The sequence below is a fragment of the Micrococcus sp. HG099 genome (assembly GCF_024723355.1).
GTDB lineage: Bacteria > Actinomycetota > Actinomycetes > Actinomycetales > Micrococcaceae > Micrococcus > Micrococcus endophyticus.
This window is the reverse complement of the sequence record NZ_JANQCJ010000002.1, coordinates 1-17,460: the sequence shown is the minus strand read 5'-3', so window position 1 is coordinate 17,460 and position 17,460 is coordinate 1. Positions and strand designations below refer to the sequence as shown.

Sequence of the window (17,460 nt, the reverse complement as noted above, 5' to 3'; positions counted from 1 at the left end):
TCAGTGGCCGCCCCAGTTGCTCGGCGGCCAGATGGTCACGAACACCTCGCCCACCACGTCCTCCCGGGTGACGAAGCGGGCGCAGCCCTCCGCCTGCTCGGCGGGGAGGCCGCGGCATCCGATCACGGAGTCGGCGGAGTTGGAGCGGTGGTCGCCCAGCACGAGCATCGAGTCCTCCGGCACGGTGACCGGGCCGAAGCAGCGCGCGGACATGACGTCCGACTCGCAGTCCAGCCGGCCGGGGGCGAACGGCAGGTCGTTGTGGAGGTAGGGCTCGTCGAGGGGCTGCCCGTCCACGGTCACGCGGCCCTCGGAGGTGCAGCACTCCACGGTCTGCCCCTCGGTGCCGAGGACGCGCTTGACCAGGGCCTGGTCATGCGAGCGGCCGATGCCGGTGATGTCGCCGAAGGTCCGCACCGCGTTCTCCACGGGCCCCTCCGGCGGCAGGGGCTGCGCCCAGTCCTCGTTCGCGTTGAACACCACCACGTCCTGGTCCTCGGCCATGCCGTCGGGGTACGCGGTCCGGTTGACGAGCATCCGGTCCCCCACCTCGAGGGTCTGCTCCATGGAGCCGGAGGGGACCGAGTAGACCTTCACCCACAGGGCCTGCACCACGGCGACGACGGCGATCGCCACCACCACGTTCAGCAGCACGGAGGCCCAGCCCGGCAGGCGGGACCGCCGACGCTCCGGGGCGGCGACGGACCCGTCGTCGCCGTCCTCCCCGCGAACGGGCTCGACGCGCTCGGCCATGCTCAGGCGTCGCCGTCGAACAGGCTGGTGACCGAGCCATCCTCGAAGACCTCGCGGATCGCGCGGGCGATCAGAGGGGCGATCGAGAGCACCGTGAGGGTCTCGAAGCGCTTCTCCTCCGGGATGGGCAGGGTGTTGGTCACCACGACCTCACGGGCACCGCACTCGCCGAGACGCTGGGCGGCCGGCTCCGAGAACACCGCGTGCGTGGCGGCGATGATGACGTCCTTCGCGCCGGCCTCCTTGAGGATCTGCACGGCGCCGGCGATCGTGCCGCCCGTGTCGATCATGTCGTCGATCAGCACGCAGACGCGCCCCTCGACATCCCCGACCACGGTCTTGGACTCGGCCTTGTTCGGGACGGTGAGGTCGCGGCTCTTGTGCACGAAGCCCAGCGGCACGCCGCCGAGGCGGTCCGCCCACTGCTCCGCCACGCGCACGCGGCCGGTGTCCGGGGAGACCACGGTGACCTCCTCGCCCTCCACCCGGGTGCGGATGTAGTCGGCGAGCAGCGGGATGGCGAAGAGGTGGTCCACGGGGCCGTCGAAGAAGCCCTGGATCTGCGCGGTGTGCAGGTCCACGCTCATCACGCGGGAGGCGCCGGCGGTCTTGTAGAGGTCCGCCACCAGGCGGGCCGAGATCGGCTCGCGGCCGCGGCCCTTCTTGTCCTGGCGGGCGTACGGGTAGAACGGGGAGACCACGGTGATACGGCGGGCGGAGGCGCGCTTCATGGAGTCCACCATGATCAGCTGCTCCATGAGGTGGTTGTTCAGCGGCGCCGGGTGGGACTGGATGATGAAGACGTCCTTGCCGCGCACCGACTCGCCCGAGCGCACGTAGATCTCGCCGTTGGCGAAGTCGTACGCGCTCATGGGCAGCAGCTCCGTGCCCAGCTCCTCGGCGATCTCCTGCGCGAGCTCCGGGTGGGCCCGGCCCGTGGCCAGCACCAGTCGCTTGTCCTCGCTGCGGCTCAGCTCCGTCATGACGTCCTCTTCATCCTCGGTGGTCTCACGGTCCGTGCCCGGCTCCGGCTGGCGGCCGGCCTCCGGCGGGCCGCCTCGCGGGGCCCGGTCTTCGCACCCATCCTAGGGCGCGCGGGGTCAGCCCTGCGGGGCGTCTCCCTGGGCGTCGGCGGCCTGGGCCGCCTGCGCCGACGAGGTGCCGGGCCGCTTGGCCGGCACCCAGCCCTCGATGGTGCGCTGGCTCACGGCGTTCAGCGCCAGGGCACCGGCGGGGACGTCCTCGCGCACCACGGCGCCGGCGCCGGTGTAGGCGCCGTCGCCCACGGTCACCGGGGCGGTGAACACCGTGTTGGAGCCGGTGCGCACGTGTGCCCCGATCACCGTGCGGTGCTTCTTCTCGCCGTCGTAGTTGGCGGTGATGTTGCCGCAGCCGATGTTGGTGTACTCGCCGATCTCCGCGTCCCCGGCGTAGCCGAGGTGGGAGAGCTTGGCGCCGCGGCCGATGGTGACCTTCTTGGTCTCGTAGAACGCCCCGATCTTGCCCTCCTCGCCGAGCACGGTGCCCGGGCGCAGGTAGGTGAAGGGGCCCACGGCGGCGTCCGCGCCGATCACGGCCTCGGTGGCGTCCGTGCGCTTCACCACGGCGCGCTCGCCGACGCGGGTGTCCGTGAGCGTGGTGTCCGGGCCGACGACGGCGCCGGTGGCCACCTGCGTGGCGCCGTGCAGCTGGGTGCCGGGCTTGAGGGTGACGTCCGAGGCCAGGGTGACGGTGACGTCCACCCAGGTGGAGGCGGGGTCGACGACCGTCACGCCCTCCTTCATCCAGTGGCGCAGGACGCGGTCGTTGAGGCGGCGGCCGAGGTCGGAGAGCTGGCGGCGGTCGTTGGCGCCCTCCACCTCCCACACGTCGTCCGTGCCCACGGAGGCCACGCGGCCGCCCTCGGCGCGGGCCATGCCCAGCACGTCCGTGAGGTACTTCTCGCCCTGCACGTTGTCCGTGGAGATCGCCGGCAGGGTGCGGCGCAGCAGGGCGGCGTCGAAGGCGTAGATGCCGGAGTTGACCTCGCGGATCTCCACGAAGGAGGAGTCCCCGGTGGACTCGGCGTGGGCCAGGGCGTCCTTGTGCTCCATGATGCGCTCCACGAGGCCCTCGCCGTCGCGGACGATGCGGCCGTAGCCGGTGGCGTCCTCGAGGGCGGCGGTGAGGACGGTGACGGCGTTGCCGTCCGCCTCGTGGGCGGCCACCAGACGCTCGAGGGTCTCGGGGGTGAGCAGCGGGACGTCGCCGTAGGTGACCACCACGGTGCCCTCGAGGTCCTCGGGCAGGGCGGCCAGGCCCAGCTCCACCGCGCGGCCGGTGCCGGGCACCTCGTCCTGGTCCGCGATCGCCAGGGAGGCGATGCCCAGGCCCTCGGCCACGGACTCGATGTGCTCCGCCACGCGGTCCCGCTCGTGGCGGACCACGGCCACCAGGTGCTCCGGCGCCAGCGAGTGGGCGGCCGCGAGGGCGTGGCCCACGAGGGAGCGCCCGCCGATGGGGTGCATGATCTTCGGCGTCGTCGACTTCATGCGCGTGCCCTGGCCCGCGGCCAGCACGATCACGGCGGAGGGACGGGCGGACGGCTGGGACATGGGGGCTCCTGCACCTGGGGGACGGGGTTCGAGGGGTGGGGACGGGGCGTGGTTCCGCCCCTAGGATTCGAACCTAGACTGCACGGCTCCAAAGGCCGGCGTGCTGCCATTACACCAGGGCGGAGCGCCGGGCCCGAAGGGGGCGGCGACGACGGCCCATTCTTCCACACGGCCCGCGGCGGGCCCGGGGTCAGTAGGCGCCGTCGGCGGCCGTCACGGCCTTGACGGTGCGGCCGAGGATCACGAGGTCGCCGAGGATGGACCAGTTCTCCACGTAGTAGAGGTCCAGGCGGACGGCCTCCTCCCAGGAGAGGTCCGAGCGGCCGGAGACCTGCCACAGCCCGGTGATGCCCGGCTGGACGAGGAAGCGGCGGTGCACGTGCTGCTCGTAGGCCTCGACCTCGTGCGGCAGGTGCGGACGCGGGCCCACGAGGGACATGTCCCCCCGCAGCACGTTCACGAGCTGGGGCAGCTCGTCGATGCTGGTGCGGCGGATGAATTTGCCGACCTTCGTGATGCGCGGGTCGTCCTTCATCTTGAACAGCACGTCCGCGTCCCCGCCGTCCGAGACCAGCCGCTGCTTGATCTCCTCCGCGTTCACCACCATGGAGCGGAACTTCAGCATGGTGAAGGGCTTGCCACCGAGGCCGATGCGCTCCTGCCGGAACAGCACCGGGCCGTGGTCTGTGGCCTTGACCGCGATCGCGACGGCGATCAATAGCGGCGAGATGGCGATCAGACCCAGACCCGACGCGATGACGTCGAACGCCCGCTTGGCGAACGCCTTGCCCTCGGAGAGACGGGGGGTGGAGAGGTGGATGAGCGGCAGGCCGGCCAGCGGCTGCGTGTGCAGGCGGGGCCCGGCCACGTCCACGAGGGCCGGCGCCATGATGAGGGAGATTTCGCGCTCCTGCAGCTCCCAGCCGAGCCGGCGGACGTCTGCGGGGACGAGGGTGTGGCCGGAGGTGATGACGACGGCCTCGATGTCCCGGTGCTCCACGTGGGCCACGAGCTCCTCCACGGTGGCCACGTCCGTGGTGACGGGGATCGGCAGGAAGTCCTCCTCGCGCGCCCGGTACCCGGGCAGCGCGGCCGCGACGGGGGCGTAGCCGGCGCCGGCCTCGGAGTCGAGCGCCTGGAAGATGTGCTGCACGGCTTTCGGCCCGCCCACGAGCAGGAGCCTGCGGCGGAACAGGCCGCGGGCGCGACGGCGGGCCACCCAGCCGCGGGTGAGGAACCGGCCGAGCAGAAGGAGGACCAGACCCAGCGGGAGGGCCAGGCCGACGTAGCCACGGGCGACCTCCGCCCCGATCACGAAGGCCAGGATGGCCACCGTGCCGAACAGGTAGAGGGTGCCCTGCATTACCCGCTTGTACTCCTCGGCGCCGACGCCGAGGATGCGGATGTCCCGGGAGCCGTGGATGCCGAGGGTGACGACCCATGCGGCGCTGAGGACGATGCTGATCATCCCGTAGTCCACGACGTCCACGCCGGGCAGGGTGGTGATGCGGGCGCCGCCGAAGCGCAGCTCGGCGGAGAGGAACGTCGCACCGAGGACGGCCGCGATGTCCGTGAGGAGCACGAGCAGCGGAAGGCCCCGCTCCCACGGCCGCCCGAGGACGAGCCCGCGCGGCGTGGACCCCAGCGCCGGAGTGACCGGCAGGTCGGTGTGGCTCCTGGGCACGCGGCGCACCTCGCTCCTGATCCAGACGGCCAGCCCTCCTCCGACCGCGCCGACCGGACTTACCAGTCGGACAGTCTGATTATAGGCGCAACCCAGAGGACCCTGTGACGGTCATCCCCGCTCGCTGTGCGGGCACCCGCTCCCGGGTCAGCCGACGGCCTCGGCGGCGGTGAGCCACTCCTCCTCGGCGGCATCGAGGCGACCGTCCAGCTCGGCGAGCTCCGCGGTGGCGGCGGTGAGCGCGTCGAAGTCCTGGGCCTGCCCCAGCTCGGCCATCCGGGACTCGAGCCCGGCCCGCTGCTCGCGGAGCCGGTCCATCTGCTTCTCGAGCCGGGCCATGTCCTTGCGCGCCTGGCGGCGCTCCGCCTCGCTCGGCCCCGCCTCCGGCGCGGCCGCACCGGCGGCACCGGATCCCGCACCGCCGTCGCGACCCGGGGCGGCGCCGTCGAGGAACCCGCCGCCGGAGGCGCCCGCCGCGTCCATGGCGGCCCGCAGCTCGAGGTACTGGTCCACGCCGCCGGGCAGGCCGCGCACCTTCCCGTCTCCGAGCAGGGCCACCTGGTGGTCGGTGACGCGCTCGAGCAGGTAGCGGTCGTGCGAGACCACCACGAGGGTGCCGGGCCAGCCGTCCAGGACGTCCTCCACCGCGGCCAGGGTGTCCGTGTCCAGGTCGTTGGTCGGCTCGTCGAGCATGAGGACGTTGGGCTCGCCCACGAGCAGGCGCAGCAACTGCAGGCGCCGGCGCTCGCCGCCCGAGAGCTCGGAGACCTGAGTCCACTGCCGGGACGTGCCGAAGCCGAGCATCTCCAGCAGCTGGCCGGCGGACATCTCCTTGTCCCCCACCTGGAAGGCGGAGCCCTCCCGGGCCATCACCTCGGCGACCCGCAGGTGGGCCACCTCGTCCAGCTCCTTCACGTCCTGGGTGAGGGTCGCGGTCACCACGGTCTTGCCGCGCTTGACGCGGCCGGAGTCCGGCTCGAGGCGCCCGTCGAGCAGGCGCAGCAGGGTGGACTTGCCGGCGCCGTTGACACCCACCACGCCGAGGCGCTCGCCCGGGGCGAGGCGGAGGGTGACGTCGTCGAGGATCCGCTTCTCCCCCAGGGACAGGCCGACGTGCTCGAGGTCCAGCACGTCCTTGCCGAGGCGCGCGGTGGCGGTCTTGGCCAGGGACACGGAGTCGCGGGGCTCGGGCACGTCCGCGATGATCGCGTTGGCCGCCTCGATGCGGAACTTCGGCTTCGAGGTGCGCGCTGGGGCCCCGCGGCGCAGCCACGCCAGCTCCTTCTTCATGAGCTGCTGGCGCTTCTGCTCCACCACGGCCGCCTGCCGGGCGCGCTCGGCGCGGGCGAGGATCCAGGCCGCGTAGCCGCCGTCGAAGGGGTCCACGGTGGCGTCGTGGACCTCCCAGGTGCGGGTGCAGACCTCGTCCAGGAACCAGCGGTCGTGGGTGACCACCACGAGGCCGCCGTCCGTGGGCCGCCAGCGGTCCTTCAGATGCCGGGCCAGCCAGGCGACGCCCTCCACGTCCAGGTGGTTGGTGGGCTCGTCCAGGAACAGGACGTCGTCGTCCCCGGCGAGCAGGCGGGCCAGGGCGACGCGGCGCCGCTGGCCGCCGGAGAGCCCCTCCACCGTCTGCTCGAGGTCCAGGCCGTCCAGCAGGCCGCCGAGCACGTCCCGGACCTTGGGGTCGGAGGCCCACACGTGGTCCTCGACGTCCCCCACCACGGCCTGGCGCACGGTGTGCGTCGGGTCGAGCCGGTCCTGCTGGTCGAGCACGCCGACGCGGACGCCGCCGCGGCGGGTGACCCGCCCGGTGTCCGGCTCCTGGAGCCCGGCGAGGATCCGCATGAGGGTGGACTTGCCGTCGCCGTTGCGGCCGACCAGGCCGATCCGGTCCCCCTCGTCCACGCCGAGGGACAGCCCCTCGAGGACGGTGCGGGTGCCGAAGGCGATGCCGATGTTCTCGGCGCCGAGCAGGTGGGCCATGGGGCGGGGTGTCCTTCCGGGACGGGGGCTGACGGACGGGGAGCTGACGGACGGGGTGGCGGGGAGAGGGGGTGCGGGCGGGCCGCCGACGGGGGCGGCCGGGCCTCAGAGGACGTGCGCGCCGGCCACCGGGCCGTGCACGGGCAGGGCGCGCACGCCCGTGCGCTCCTCCACTGCCGTGGCCAGGCTGAGGGCGGAGTGCTCGTCCGGCACCACGAAGAGCAGGGTGGGGCCGGAGCCGGAGACCATGCCGCGCAGGGCGCCCTCGTCCAGGCCGAGGTCCAGGACGTCTCCGAGGTCCGGGAACAGCGCGACGGCGGGGGTCTGCAGGTCGTTGTCCATGGCGGTGGCGAGGGCCAGCGGGTCGGCGGCGGTGAGCGCGCGGACCACCTCCTGGTTCACCTCCGGGTGGGCCGGGCCCTCGGGGACGTGGCCGTCCCGGCGGAGCTCGTCCAGGGTGCCGAACACCACCGGCGTGGACAGCCCGGCGTCCGCCGGCACGAGCACGAGGTGCACGGGGGTGCGCGCAGCCACGGGGGTCAGCTCGGCGCCGGTGCCGAGCCCGACGGCGGCCCCGCCGAGCACGGCGAAGGGCACGTCCGCGCCGAGCGGGGCGGCGAGCTCTGCGAGCTCGGAGCGGGTGTGGCCGGTCTCCCAGAGCACGCTGCAGGCCAGCAGCGCGGCGGCGGCGTCGGCGGACCCGCCGCCCATGCCTCCGGCCACGGGCACCTGCTTGGCCACGTCCAGGTGGACGCCGTGCGTCGCCTCGTCCAGGCCGAGCGTGGTGCGCAGGTGGACGGCGGCCCGGTGGGCGAGGTTGCGCTCGTCCCACGGGACGTCGTGGGCGTCCACGAGGCTGACCTGCCGAGGGCAGGGGCCCACGGTCACGCGGCCGTCCGTGCGCGCGATGGCGGTGACGGTCTCCCGCAGGCTGACGGCCAGGTAGACGGTGGCCACGGGGTGGTAGCCGTCCGCGCCGGGCGGGCCCACGCGCAGCGAGAGGTTCACCTTGCCGGGGGCGCTCACGGTGACGTGCCGGGCGGTGCCGGAAAGTCCGGCGCGGGCCTCGCTCATGCCGAGCCCTCCCCGGCCGCGCGGCGCGGGCCGTGCTCGGCGATGCGGGCGAAGGCCTCGATGCCCAGGGCCTCGCCGCGGGCGCGGGGGTCCACCCCGGCGGCCACGAGGGCGTCCTCCGCGGCCTGCGGGGAGCCGGCCCAGCCGGCGAGGGCGGCGCGCAGGGTCTTGCGCCGCTGGGCGAAGGCGGCGTCCACCACCGCGAAGGTCTCGGCGCGGGACACGGCGGAGGTCGGCGGCTCGCGGCGGGTGAAGGCGACGAGCCCGGAGTGGATGCGCGGGGCGGGCCAGAACACCTGGGTGCCGATGGTGCCGGCCTTGTCCACCTGCGCGTACCAGGCCGCCTTGGCCGAGGGCACGCCGTACACGCGGGAGCCGGGGCCGGCGGCGAGGCGGTCCGCCACCTCCTCCTGCACCATGACCAGGCCGTGCCGCAGTCCGGGGAGCTCGGCGAGCGCGTGCAGGAGCACGGGCACGGCCACGTTGTAGGGCAGGTTGGCCACGAGGGCGGTGGGCCCTCCCGGGGCGGCGGCGGGGCGGACGGCGTCCAGGTCCGCAGTCGTCATGCGCAGGGCGTCCGCGTGGAGCACCGCCAGCGCGTCCGCGGACGCGGGGCGGAACTCCTGGACGGTCTGCGGCAGCCGTTCGGCGGTCACGGGGTCGATCTCCACCGCCGTGACGGCGGCGGCCGCGTCCAGCAGGCCGAGGGTGAGGGAGCCGAGGCCGGGACCGATCTCCAGGACGTGCTCGTCCGGCCCTACGCCGGCGGCCTGCACGATCCGACGGATGGTGTTGGGGTCGATCACGAAGTTCTGGCCCCACTGCTTGGTGGGGCGCAGGTCCAGCTCGGCCGCGATGCGCCGCACGTCCGCGGCGCTCAGGAGCGGGGCGGGGGCTGGGGCGTCGGGGGTGGGGACCATGCGGGCGAGTCTATCGGGGGCGGCGGACGCGATAGGGCGGGCAGGCCCGCACCGTGCTCGGGGCGTGGGCTCTCAGGCCGAGAGGTCGCCGAGCCGCACGAGCTCCTGGAACTCCGGGCTGGTCTCCTGCAGCCCGCGGAAGGTCCCCTGGCCGATGATCCGGCCCTGGTCCATCAGGACGATCTGGTCGCAGTGCTTCACGGTGGAGAGACGGTGCGCCACCACGAGCACGGTGATCCGTCCCTTGAGCGACTCGATCACCTCGGTGACGCGGCGCTCCGTCAGGTTGTCCAGGGCCGAAGTCGCCTCGTCCAGCACGAGCAGCCGCGGGCGCCGGTAGAGCGCCCGGGCGATGCCGAGCCGCTGCCGCTGGCCGCCGGAGACGCCCACGGCGCCCTCGCCGACCACCGTGTCCAGCCCCTCGGGGAGGGCGTCCAGCCACTCGCCCAGCTGCGCGTCCCGCAGCACCTGCTCCACGGCGGCACGGTCCGCGGTCTCGGCCGCCTCCAGGTCCAGCACCACGTTGTGCAGGACGGTGCCGTTCACCACGGTGACGGACTGCGGCACGAACGCCACGTTGTCCCACCAGCCCCGCGGGTTGGCCTCGAGCTCCACCCCGTCCACGAACACGCCGCCGCTCTGGGCGTGGTGGAAGCCGATGAGCAGGTCCACCAGCGTGGTCTTGCCGGCACCGCTGCCACCCACGAACGCGTACGAAGAACCGAACGGGACCGTGAGGTCGATGTCGCGCAGGACGGGCTCCGTCTTGCCCGGGTAGGTGAAGGACGCGTCCCGCACCTCGATGGACTCCTTGAATGCGAGGCGCTCGTAGGGCCGGTCCGCGGCCTGCAGAACCGGCTGTGCGGCGGCGAGCTCCGCCGTCGTGCGCTCGAAGGCCGGCCAGGAGGTGCGGATCTCGTTGGTGGTGGCCATGAGCGCGGCCATGGACGGCAGCACGCGGAAGCCGGCCATCGCGAGCAGCGCGAGCGAGCCGAACGCCTCCCCGCCGCGACCCTGGATGAAGGCCACGGCCACGAGCGCCGCGATGGCGGCCACGAAGGCGACCTCGAGCACGTAGCGCGGCATCATCGTGAGGATCATCTTGAGCCGCGTGGCTGCGGCGCTCTCCGCGCGGGCGGCCCGGTACTCCTCCATGAAGGCCGAGTCGTTGCCGCGGATCTTCACGTCCTTGTAGTTCTCCAGGCCCTGCAGCGCCGCGGTGTTGGCCCGCTCCCCCGTGGTCACCAGGGTCCAGCCCAGACGCGAGGCCGGGCGGCGGATGACGGCCTTGATCACCCAGGCGACGGCGAGGAAGTACAGGGCCATCCCGAGCCCCGTCAGCGGCATGGAGACACCCACCACGACCGCCACCGCGACGAGCGTCACGGCCTCCGTGAGGAACGTGACGGACGCGTTCACCACGCCCGTGTACGCCATGCTGGAGGTGCCGGTGACGTTGTTCACCAGCGTGCCCACCGTGCGCGTCAGGTGCAGGCCGTAGTCGGCCCGCAGGTAGTAGCGCAGCAGCGTGGCGGACGTGCGGATGAGGTTCTGATTGGTGAAGCCCATGGTCCACCAGCGGAACGCGAGCACCAGGATCGCCTTGAGCAGGAAGGCCAGCACGATCACGACGGCGAAGGCCACCGTCTGCTCCGGCACCGTCACGGCCCCGAACCGGGCCAGCAGCCCTTCCAGCGCCGGCGAGCCCAGCTCCCCCGAGGTCAGCAGGCTGACCAGCGGGAGGATCGAGGCGAGCGCCACCATCTCGAGGCCGGCCACGAGGACGGATCCGAGGACCACGAACACGAGGCGGATCCGCATGGGGCGGTCCACCAGGTACTGCGTTCCCTCGGGCAGCCGGGCTTTGAGGAGTCGGGTCAGCACGTCGCCCATCCTAGGGGCCTGGTCTGGATCGGCTTAGAACGAGCCGTACACCCGGGCGGTGTTCTCGCTCACCGCACGGGCGAGGGCCGCCACGTCGTCTCCCCGCGTCTCCGCCATGCCCCGCAGGGTCAGCGGGACCAGGTAGGGCGCGTTGGGGCGGCCCCGATACGGATGCGGCGTGAGGAAGGGCGCGTCCGTCTCCACGAGCAGCAGCTCGGCCGGGGCGATTCGCAGGGCCTCGCGCAGCTCGTCGTTGGCCTTGAACGTGACGGGCCCGGCGAAGGACATCAGCCAGCCGTGCTCGGCGCAGGTGCGGGCCAGGTCCGGGCCGCCGGAGAAGCAGTGGAACACCACGTGCGGGGGCAGGCCGCCGGCGGCCTCCTCCTCGAGCAGGATGCGGACCACGTCGTCGTGGGCGTCGCGGTCGTGGATCTGCAGCGCCTTGCCGAGCTCGCGGGCGAGGCGGATATGGCGGCGGAAGGACTCGTGCTGGGCGGCGTGCCCCGCCTCCTCGCGCGTGCGGTAGTAGTCCAGGCCGGTCTCCCCCACGGCGCGCACCCGCGGGTGGGCGGCCAGCTCCTCGATGACGGCGAACGCCTCCTCGAACGCGCCCCGCTCGGCGAGGCGCGCGGCGTCGTTGGGGTGCAGGGCCACCGCGCCGAGCAGGCGCGGCTCGGCCTCGATCGCCTGGATGGTGAAACGGGCCGAGTCGACGTCGCAGCCCACCTGGACGGCGCCCACGACGCCGAGCGCCTCGGCCGCGTCCATGGCCTGGTGCACGTCCACGCGGACCAGCCCGTCGCGGAAGTCCAGGTGCGTGTGGTTGTCCACCACGGGCACCGGCAGCGGCTCGGGCGCCGGGGGGAACTCAAGGCGGCGCCTCCGGCCCGACTTCTCCTCCCGCGCGTCGCGGCGGGGGCCCGCCTCGTCGTCGTCCGCGGGCGCGGCGGCCTCCGGGGCGCGGTAGGCCTCGGGGGCGAGGGCGGCGGGCTGGTCGACGTGGGGCTCGGCGGGCATGGCCTCCACATTAGGGGGCGTCCTGTGTGGGGCGCTCCGGCCTGTGGTTACATCGAGGCCATGAAGATCCTGTTGACGAATGCGGGATTCGCCTACCCCGGCGGCACCCAGTCCTGGGTCCGGACCATGCACGGGGCGCTCGCGACGGAGCACGAGGTGCACGTCCACTCGCATCGCGCGGGCGAGCTTCCGCCGGAGTACGTCCCGTTCGACCCCGGCGCGACGTACGACCTCGCGCTGGTCAACCACGGCCCCTGCATGGTGGACCTGCGCCACACACGCATCCGCACCAGGATCATGACCTCCCACGGTGTGGTGCCGGCGGAGGAATGGGCGCGGCCGGGCGCCGACGCGTATGCGGCCGTGTCCGAGTACGTAGCCGGCCACATCCCCTGGCGGTCGACGATCATCCGGAATCCCATCGACGTCGACCGGTTCCGCCCCCGCACCCCACCTGCCCCCGTGGTGCGGAAGGCGGTCTTCCTGTCGAACCGCCAGGGGCGGGCCCTGGGGACGATCCGGGAGGCGTGCGCGCTGGCGGGCATCGAGCTCGAGGTGCTGGGCGGCGACACGGCCCGCCCGGATCCGGAGAACGCGATCGACGACGCCGACCTGGTGTTCGGGATCGGGCGCTCCGCCCTGGAGGGGCTCGCCTGCGGTCGTCGGGTCGTGGCGTTCGACCACCTGGGGTACAGCGGCACCGTCACCCCGGAAAACCTGGCCGTTCTGCGCCGGGACAACTTTGCGGGCTACCTCCGGGGGCGGTGGCCGGATGCGCAGGAGCTCGCCACGGAGCTGCGGTCTCTCAAGGCCCTGTCGATGCGGGACGCCATCGTCGAGGAGCACGCGCCGGAGAAGGTGGCCGACGCGTATCTGCGCCTCGCCGGCACGGTCTCAGGCCGCCGGCGGGTGCTGCCCGCCCTCGTCCGCCGCGGGCCCCGCGCCCTCTCCTCGAGCAGGGTGACTTCCGCCGTCGCCGAGGCCCGACGCGGTGACGTCCTGACGACCCTGCGCACCCTCCGCAGCGCCCCGGCCCGACCCCGGCCCGTCACGCCGCTCGACTGAGGGGCCGGGGGCGGGCTCATCGGACACTGCCCCGGGAGCCCCGCCGGACGCCGGGCACGCCTCGGCCCCGCCACCGAGACGGTGACGGGGCCGAGCCGGATCGGGCGTCAGGCGCCCGCGCGGCAGGTCAGTCCTTCTTGGCCGCGTATGGGTCGGCGATGCCGATGTACTGCACCGTGGTGTACTCCTCGATGCCCTCGGCGCCGCCCTCGCGGCCCAGGCCGGACTGCTTCACGCCGCCGAACGGGGCGGAGGCGTTGGAGATCACGCCGGCGTTGAAGCCCACGAGGCCAAACTCGATCTGCTCGGAGACGCGGAACATGCGGTTGTAGTCCCGGGTGTACAGGTAGGAGGCGAGGCCGTACTCGGAGGAGTTGGCCAGGTCGATGGCCTCCTCCTCGGTGGCGAACGTGGTCACGGGGGCCACGGGGCCGAAGATCTCCTGGCCGAGGATCGGGCAGTCGTTCTCCACCTTCAGCACGGTCGGCTGGTAGAAGTAGCCGTCGCCCGGGACCTTGTCGCCGCCCGTGACCACCTCGGCGCCGGCGCCGACGGCCTCGGTCACCAGGGCGTGGATGTCCTCGCGGGCGCCCTCGTCCACGATCGGGCCGAGGGTGGAGTCCGGCTCGGTGCCGCGCACCGGCTTGAGCTTCTCCATGGCGGCCGCGAACTTCTTGGTGAACTCGTCCGCCACGGACTCGTGCACCAGGAAGCGGTTGGCGGCCGTGCAGGCCTCGCCCATGTTGCGCATCTTGGCGGCCATGGCGCCCTGGACAGCGGCGTCCAGGTCCGCGTCCTCGAACACAATGAACGGGGCGTTGCCGCCCAGCTCCATGGAGGTGCGCAGCACGTTCTCGGCGGCGTCCTTCATCAGGCGCACGCCCACCGGGGTGGAGCCGGTGAAGGAGACCTTGCGCAGGCGGCGGTCCTTCATGAGCGGACCGGAGATGGCGGAGGCCGAGGAGCCGGCCACCACGTTGAGCACGCCCTTGGGCAGGCCGGCCTCCTGCATGACCTGCGCGAACAGCAGCGAGGTCAGCGGGGTGAGCTTGGCGGGCTTGAGGACCATGGTGCAGCCGGCGGCGATGGCCGGGCCGACCTTGCGCGTGGCCATGGCCAGCGGGAAGTTCCAGGGGGTGATCAGCAGGGACGGGCCCACCGGCTTGTGCTGCACCAGCATCTTGTTCTTGCCCTCGGGGCTGGTGAAGTAGCGGCCGTAGTGGCGCACGGTCTCCTCCGAGAACCAGCGCAGGAACTCGTTGCCGTAGGCGACCTCGCCGCGGGCCTCGGCCAGCGGCTTGCCCATCTCCAGGGTCATGAGGAGGGCGAAGTCCTCGGCGCGCTCCTGGATCAGCTCGAAGCCGCGGCGCAGGATCTCGGCGCGCTCGCGGGGGGCGGTGAGGGCCCAGGACTTCTGTGCGCGGTCGGCGGCGTCGAGCGCGGCCATCGCGTCCTCGGAGTTCGCGTCCTGGATGGAGACCAGCACCTTGCCGGTGGCCGGGTCGTGCACGTCCAGGGTCTTGCCGGAGGAGGCGTCACGCCACTCACCGTCGATCAGCAGTCCCGTGGGGACCGAGTCCAGCAGTGCCTTCTCGCGCTCGGGGGTCACGGTCATGGGAGCACCTCTTCCTGTGGATCGGATCGGATCGGGGGCGATGCCCTCGCTCCTGCGGGTCAACGGCCCGGCCCGCGGCGCTATTCCGTGCCGGTGCGGCACGGTCCGCGCGCGGCCGCGCGTCCTGCACGTGATCGTAGCCACCGAGACCGGCGCCGCGCCGCGCGTGAGGAACTGTGTACCGGCCGCTTCACCCCCGTGCGTCGAGCACCGCCTGGTACAGGGTCCGCGAGCGCAGCCCGTGGGCGGCGGCCACGGTGGCCACGGCCTCCTTCAGGCGCGTCCCGGAGTCCACGAGCACGCCGACCTCGGCGACGGCGTCCGCCTCCGTGGCGCCGCCGGCGGACGCCGCGTCCGGGGACGCCGGCCCGATCACGAGCACGATCTCCCCGCGGATCCCCTCCCCCGCGGCCCGCTCCCGCGCCCAGGCGTTCACCTCGGCAGCGGTGCCGCGGACCACCTCCTCGTGGAGCTTGGTCAGCTCGCGGGCCACCGCCACCGGCCGGTCGGCGCCCAGCACGTCCGCGACGACCGCCAGCACGTCCGCGATCCGCTGGGGGGACTCGAAGGCGACCACGGTGCGGCCCTCGGTGAGCAGGGAGGCGAGCCACCGACGCCGCTCCCCGTCCTTGCGCGGGATGAAGCCGTCGAAGGCGAAGCGGTCCGTCGGCAGGCCGGACAGGGCCAGGGCGGTGGTCACGGCGCTGGCCCCGGGCGCGCACGTCACCTCGAGTCCCTCGGCCACCGCGGCGGCCACGAGCCGATGCCCGGGGTCCGAGACGGTCGGCATGCCCGCGTCCGAGACGACGGCCACGGTGGCGCCGGAACGGACCTGCTCCAGCAGGCCCTGCACCGAGGCGGCCTCGTTGTGGTCGTGGTGCGCCACGAGCCGCCCGCGCGGGGTGACGCCCAGCCCCTGGCACAGCCGGCGGGCGGTCCGGGTGTCCTCGGCGGCGATCACATCCGCCTCGGCCAGCAGCTCCCGCAGCCGCGCGGAGGCGTCCCCGAGGTTGCCGATGGGGGTGGCGGCCAGGACGATGCGGCCCTCGGACATGGGACGACCTTTCGACGGATGAGGCGGACGCCCCGAGCCTACGGCGTGCCTCCCGCCGCCTAGCATGGGGAGCGTGCCGCCACCGCCCGGCCGGCACCTCAACCGCCCGTCCCGTCGGAAGGTATCGCCATGTCCGCCGCACCCCGCATCTGCCTCACCTCCGGCGGCGACGAGATCCGCCTGCGCTCCTACGTCAACCACGCCGTCTACGCGCGCGAGCACGGCCTCGACTACCGCCTCGAGACGGGCATCGACCCGCACATCGTCACCAAGTTCGACTACAAGGTCTCGATCCTGCGCCGGCTGCTCCCGCTCTACGACTGGCTGGTGTGGCTGGACGACGACGCGTTCTTCACCGACTTCGAGGCGGACAACATCGTCCGCCTGATCTCGGAGGCCGAGCGGGACGGCATCAGCGTCGTGATCGCCGAGGGACCGAAGGAGCCCAACGGGTTCTGGTCCCGCATCAACACCGGCGTCATGCTCCTGCGCAATGACGAGACCGCGCGGGCGATCGTGGAGTCCACCGCGACCGCGGACCTGTCCGAGGTGCGCCGATGGTGGGACGACGAGCGCGACGGGCTGTTCACCAACGGCGACCAGGACCAGATGTGGTGGACCATCCAGACGGGCGGCCATGCCGACCGGGTGCGCATCGTGGACCACCGGCAGCTCAACTCCCGCGGCCACTACTACGAAGACTCCCTGACGGACGCCTTCGTCATGCACTTCACGGGCTACCCGGACAAGGAGCTGGGCATCGCGCGCTTCGCCGACCGGTTCCACATCGGCCAGGAGCTCGTCCCCGAGCCGCTGCTGGACAAGTACCACGTCCGGGTCCGCAGCCCGCTGAAGGGCGCCGCCCGCGCCTGGCGCGAGCGCCGTGTCGACACGCTGGCCGCGGCCAAGTACCGGCTCCGTCCCCACAAGGATCGGATCCGTCGCGCAGCCGGCCTGCTCCCCCGGCCCGTCCGCAGCCGCCTGCCCTTCGATCTCGGCTGACCCGTGCCCGCCACCGCCCGCGCCCTGCGCCCCTCCGCCGTCGACGACGGCCCCTTCGGCGTGGCCGCGCTGCGGGCGCGCCTGGGCGTGTCCGCCGCGCCCCTGACGCGCTGGCACTGGATCCTGCCGCTGCTGGTCACCGGGCTCGCCGGCGTCCTGCGATTCTGGAACCTGGCGCACCCGGACCAGCTGATCTTCGACGAGACCTACTACCCCAAGGACGCCTACTCCCTACTGCAGTCCGGCTACGAACGCCGCTGGGAGGACGACGCGAACGACGCCTTCGTCCGCGGCGAGGCGGAGCCGCTCGAGTCCGCCGCATACGTGGTGCACCCGCCCTTGGGCAAGTGGCTGATCGGCCTGGGCATGCTCGCCTTCGGCACGGACAACGGCGTGGGCTGGCGGTTCAGCGCCGCCGTCGCCGGCACCCTCTCCGTGCTCCTGACCGCCCTGATCGCCCAGCACCTGCTGCGCTCCGTGTCCCTGGGCGCCGTCGCCGGACTGCTGCTGGCCGTGGAGGGCCACCACCTGGTGATGTCCCGAATCGGGCTGCTGGACATCTTCCTCTCGTTCTTCGTCCTCGCCGCCTTCGCCGCGCTCCTGGCGGACCGCGCCCACGGCCGGCGGCTGCTCGCGCGGCGCCTGGCGCACGACGTCGCCCGGCGCGGCTACCACGCCCTGGCCACCGGGCCGTGGCTCGGCTGGCGGCCGTGGCGGCTGCTGGCCGGGGTGCTGCTCGGCGCCGGCTGCGCCGTGAAGCTCTCCGGCCTGGCCTTCATGGCGGCCTTCGGCCTGCTCACCGTGCTGTGGGA

Annotated in this window: 14 protein-coding genes and 1 tRNA gene; 3 read left to right on the top strand and 12 right to left on the bottom strand. The window is 73.2% G+C overall.

The genetic code is table 11. From position 1 onward, the window contains the following. The 10 genes from lepB to NWP10_RS00345 form a co-directional block, all read right to left on the bottom strand. Entirely contained in the window at positions 1-753 is a 753-nt protein-coding gene (lepB, locus tag NWP10_RS00390) for a signal peptidase I (protein ID WP_258299468.1), read from the bottom strand. A gap of 2 nt (positions 754-755) precedes the next feature. Beyond that, a complete protein-coding gene (locus tag NWP10_RS00385; RefSeq protein ID WP_158492200.1) occupies positions 756-1,736 on the bottom strand; it encodes a ribose-phosphate diphosphokinase in 981 nt (326 codons plus the stop codon). 117 nt (positions 1,737-1,853) lie between these two features. Next, a complete protein-coding gene (gene glmU, locus NWP10_RS00380; protein WP_258299467.1) occupies positions 1,854-3,347 on the bottom strand; it encodes a bifunctional UDP-N-acetylglucosamine diphosphorylase/glucosamine-1-phosphate N-acetyltransferase GlmU in 1,494 nt (497 codons plus the stop codon). Between the two features lie 49 nt (positions 3,348-3,396). Then, positions 3,397-3,471: transfer RNA gene (locus tag NWP10_RS00375), tRNA-Gln, on the bottom strand. Positions 3,472-3,537: 66 nt separating this feature from the next. After that, entirely contained in the window at positions 3,538-5,031 is a 1,494-nt protein-coding gene (locus NWP10_RS00370) for a sugar transferase (protein ID WP_258299466.1), read from the bottom strand. Between the two features lie 147 nt (positions 5,032-5,178). After that, positions 5,179-7,017: an ABC-F family ATP-binding cassette domain-containing protein gene (locus NWP10_RS00365; RefSeq protein WP_258299465.1), complete on the bottom strand. Its 1,839-nt coding sequence runs from the start codon at positions 7,015-7,017 to the stop codon at positions 5,179-5,181. Positions 7,018-7,122: 105 nt separating this feature from the next. Next, positions 7,123-8,091 carry a 4-(cytidine 5'-diphospho)-2-C-methyl-D-erythritol kinase gene (locus NWP10_RS00360; RefSeq protein ID WP_248195125.1) on the bottom strand — a complete coding sequence of 323 codons (969 nt, stop codon included), beginning with the start codon at positions 8,089-8,091 and terminating at the stop codon, positions 7,123-7,125. Continuing rightward, on the bottom strand, positions 8,088-9,011 hold the full coding sequence (gene rsmA, locus NWP10_RS00355; RefSeq protein ID WP_258299463.1) for a 16S rRNA (adenine(1518)-N(6)/adenine(1519)-N(6))-dimethyltransferase RsmA: 924 nt from the start codon (positions 9,009-9,011) through the stop codon (positions 8,088-8,090). Before rsmA ends, NWP10_RS00360 begins: the two co-directional genes overlap by 4 nt. A 72-nt stretch (positions 9,012-9,083) precedes the next feature. Next, entirely contained in the window at positions 9,084-10,904 is a 1,821-nt protein-coding gene (locus NWP10_RS00350; RefSeq protein ID WP_258299462.1) for an ABC transporter ATP-binding protein, read from the bottom strand. A 24-nt stretch (positions 10,905-10,928) separates the two neighbouring features. Further along, positions 10,929-11,912, bottom strand: a complete 984-nt coding sequence (locus NWP10_RS00345; RefSeq protein WP_258299461.1) for a TatD family hydrolase — start codon at positions 11,910-11,912, stop codon at positions 10,929-10,931. A gap of 60 nt (positions 11,913-11,972) precedes the next feature. On the opposite strand from NWP10_RS00345, the gene NWP10_RS00340 reads away from it, so the two are divergent. Beyond that, positions 11,973-12,977, top strand: coding sequence for a hypothetical protein (locus tag NWP10_RS00340; protein ID WP_258299460.1), 1,005 nt, complete (start codon positions 11,973-11,975; stop codon positions 12,975-12,977). 127 nt (positions 12,978-13,104) lie between these two features. On the opposite strand, the gene NWP10_RS00335 is transcribed toward NWP10_RS00340, so the two are convergent. Together NWP10_RS00335 and rsmI are read right to left on the bottom strand one after the other, a co-directional pair. After that, positions 13,105-14,592 (bottom strand): NAD-dependent succinate-semialdehyde dehydrogenase, encoded by a 1,488-nt coding sequence (locus tag NWP10_RS00335; RefSeq protein WP_258299459.1) that lies wholly within the window; start codon positions 14,590-14,592, stop codon positions 13,105-13,107. A 190-nt stretch (positions 14,593-14,782) separates the two neighbouring features. Then, positions 14,783-15,646 (bottom strand): 16S rRNA (cytidine(1402)-2'-O)-methyltransferase, encoded by an 864-nt coding sequence (gene rsmI / locus NWP10_RS00330; RefSeq protein WP_248195135.1) that lies wholly within the window; start codon positions 15,644-15,646, stop codon positions 14,783-14,785. Positions 15,647-15,775: 129 nt separating this feature from the next. On the opposite strand from rsmI, the gene NWP10_RS00325 reads away from it, so the two are divergent. Both NWP10_RS00325 and NWP10_RS00320 read left to right on the top strand, forming a co-directional pair. After that, the gene (locus NWP10_RS00325) at positions 15,776-16,648 is read left to right on the top strand and encodes a hypothetical protein (protein ID WP_258299458.1); all 873 of its coding nucleotides are present in this window, start codon (positions 15,776-15,778) and stop codon (positions 16,646-16,648) included. A gap of 3 nt (positions 16,649-16,651) precedes the next feature. After that, positions 16,652-17,460, top strand: an 809-nt coding sequence (locus tag NWP10_RS00320; RefSeq protein WP_258299457.1) for a phospholipid carrier-dependent glycosyltransferase, incomplete at its 3' end; no start/stop codon positions are given.

Excerpts from the sequence above, each read along its gene's own strand:
- NWP10_RS00350 (WP_258299462.1), bottom strand. The coding sequence starts at position 10,904 with ATGGGCGACGTGCTGACCCGACTCCTCAAAGCCCGGCTGCCCGAGGGA.
- NWP10_RS00360 (WP_248195125.1), bottom strand. The coding sequence starts at position 8,091 with ATGAGCGAGGCCCGCGCCGGACTTTCCGGCACCGCCCGGCACGTCACC.
- NWP10_RS00335 (WP_258299459.1), bottom strand. The coding sequence starts at position 14,592 with ATGACCGTGACCCCCGAGCGCGAGAAGGCACTGCTGGACTCGGTCCCC.
- NWP10_RS00325 (WP_258299458.1), top strand. The coding sequence starts at position 15,776 with ATGTCCGCCGCACCCCGCATCTGCCTCACCTCCGGCGGCGACGAGATC.
- NWP10_RS00365 (WP_258299465.1), bottom strand. The coding sequence starts at position 7,017 with ATGGCCCACCTGCTCGGCGCCGAGAACATCGGCATCGCCTTCGGCACC.
- NWP10_RS00345 (WP_258299461.1), bottom strand. The coding sequence starts at position 11,912 with ATGCCCGCCGAGCCCCACGTCGACCAGCCCGCCGCCCTCGCCCCCGAG.
- rsmA (WP_258299463.1), bottom strand. The coding sequence starts at position 9,011 with ATGGTCCCCACCCCCGACGCCCCAGCCCCCGCCCCGCTCCTGAGCGCC.
- NWP10_RS00385 (WP_158492200.1), bottom strand. The coding sequence starts at position 1,736 with ATGACGGAGCTGAGCCGCAGCGAGGACAAGCGACTGGTGCTGGCCACG.
- lepB (WP_258299468.1), bottom strand. The coding sequence starts at position 753 with ATGGCCGAGCGCGTCGAGCCCGTTCGCGGGGAGGACGGCGACGACGGG.
- glmU (WP_258299467.1), bottom strand. The coding sequence starts at position 3,347 with ATGTCCCAGCCGTCCGCCCGTCCCTCCGCCGTGATCGTGCTGGCCGCG.
- rsmI (WP_248195135.1), bottom strand. The coding sequence starts at position 15,646 with ATGTCCGAGGGCCGCATCGTCCTGGCCGCCACCCCCATCGGCAACCTC.
- NWP10_RS00340 (WP_258299460.1), top strand. The coding sequence starts at position 11,973 with ATGAAGATCCTGTTGACGAATGCGGGATTCGCCTACCCCGGCGGCACC.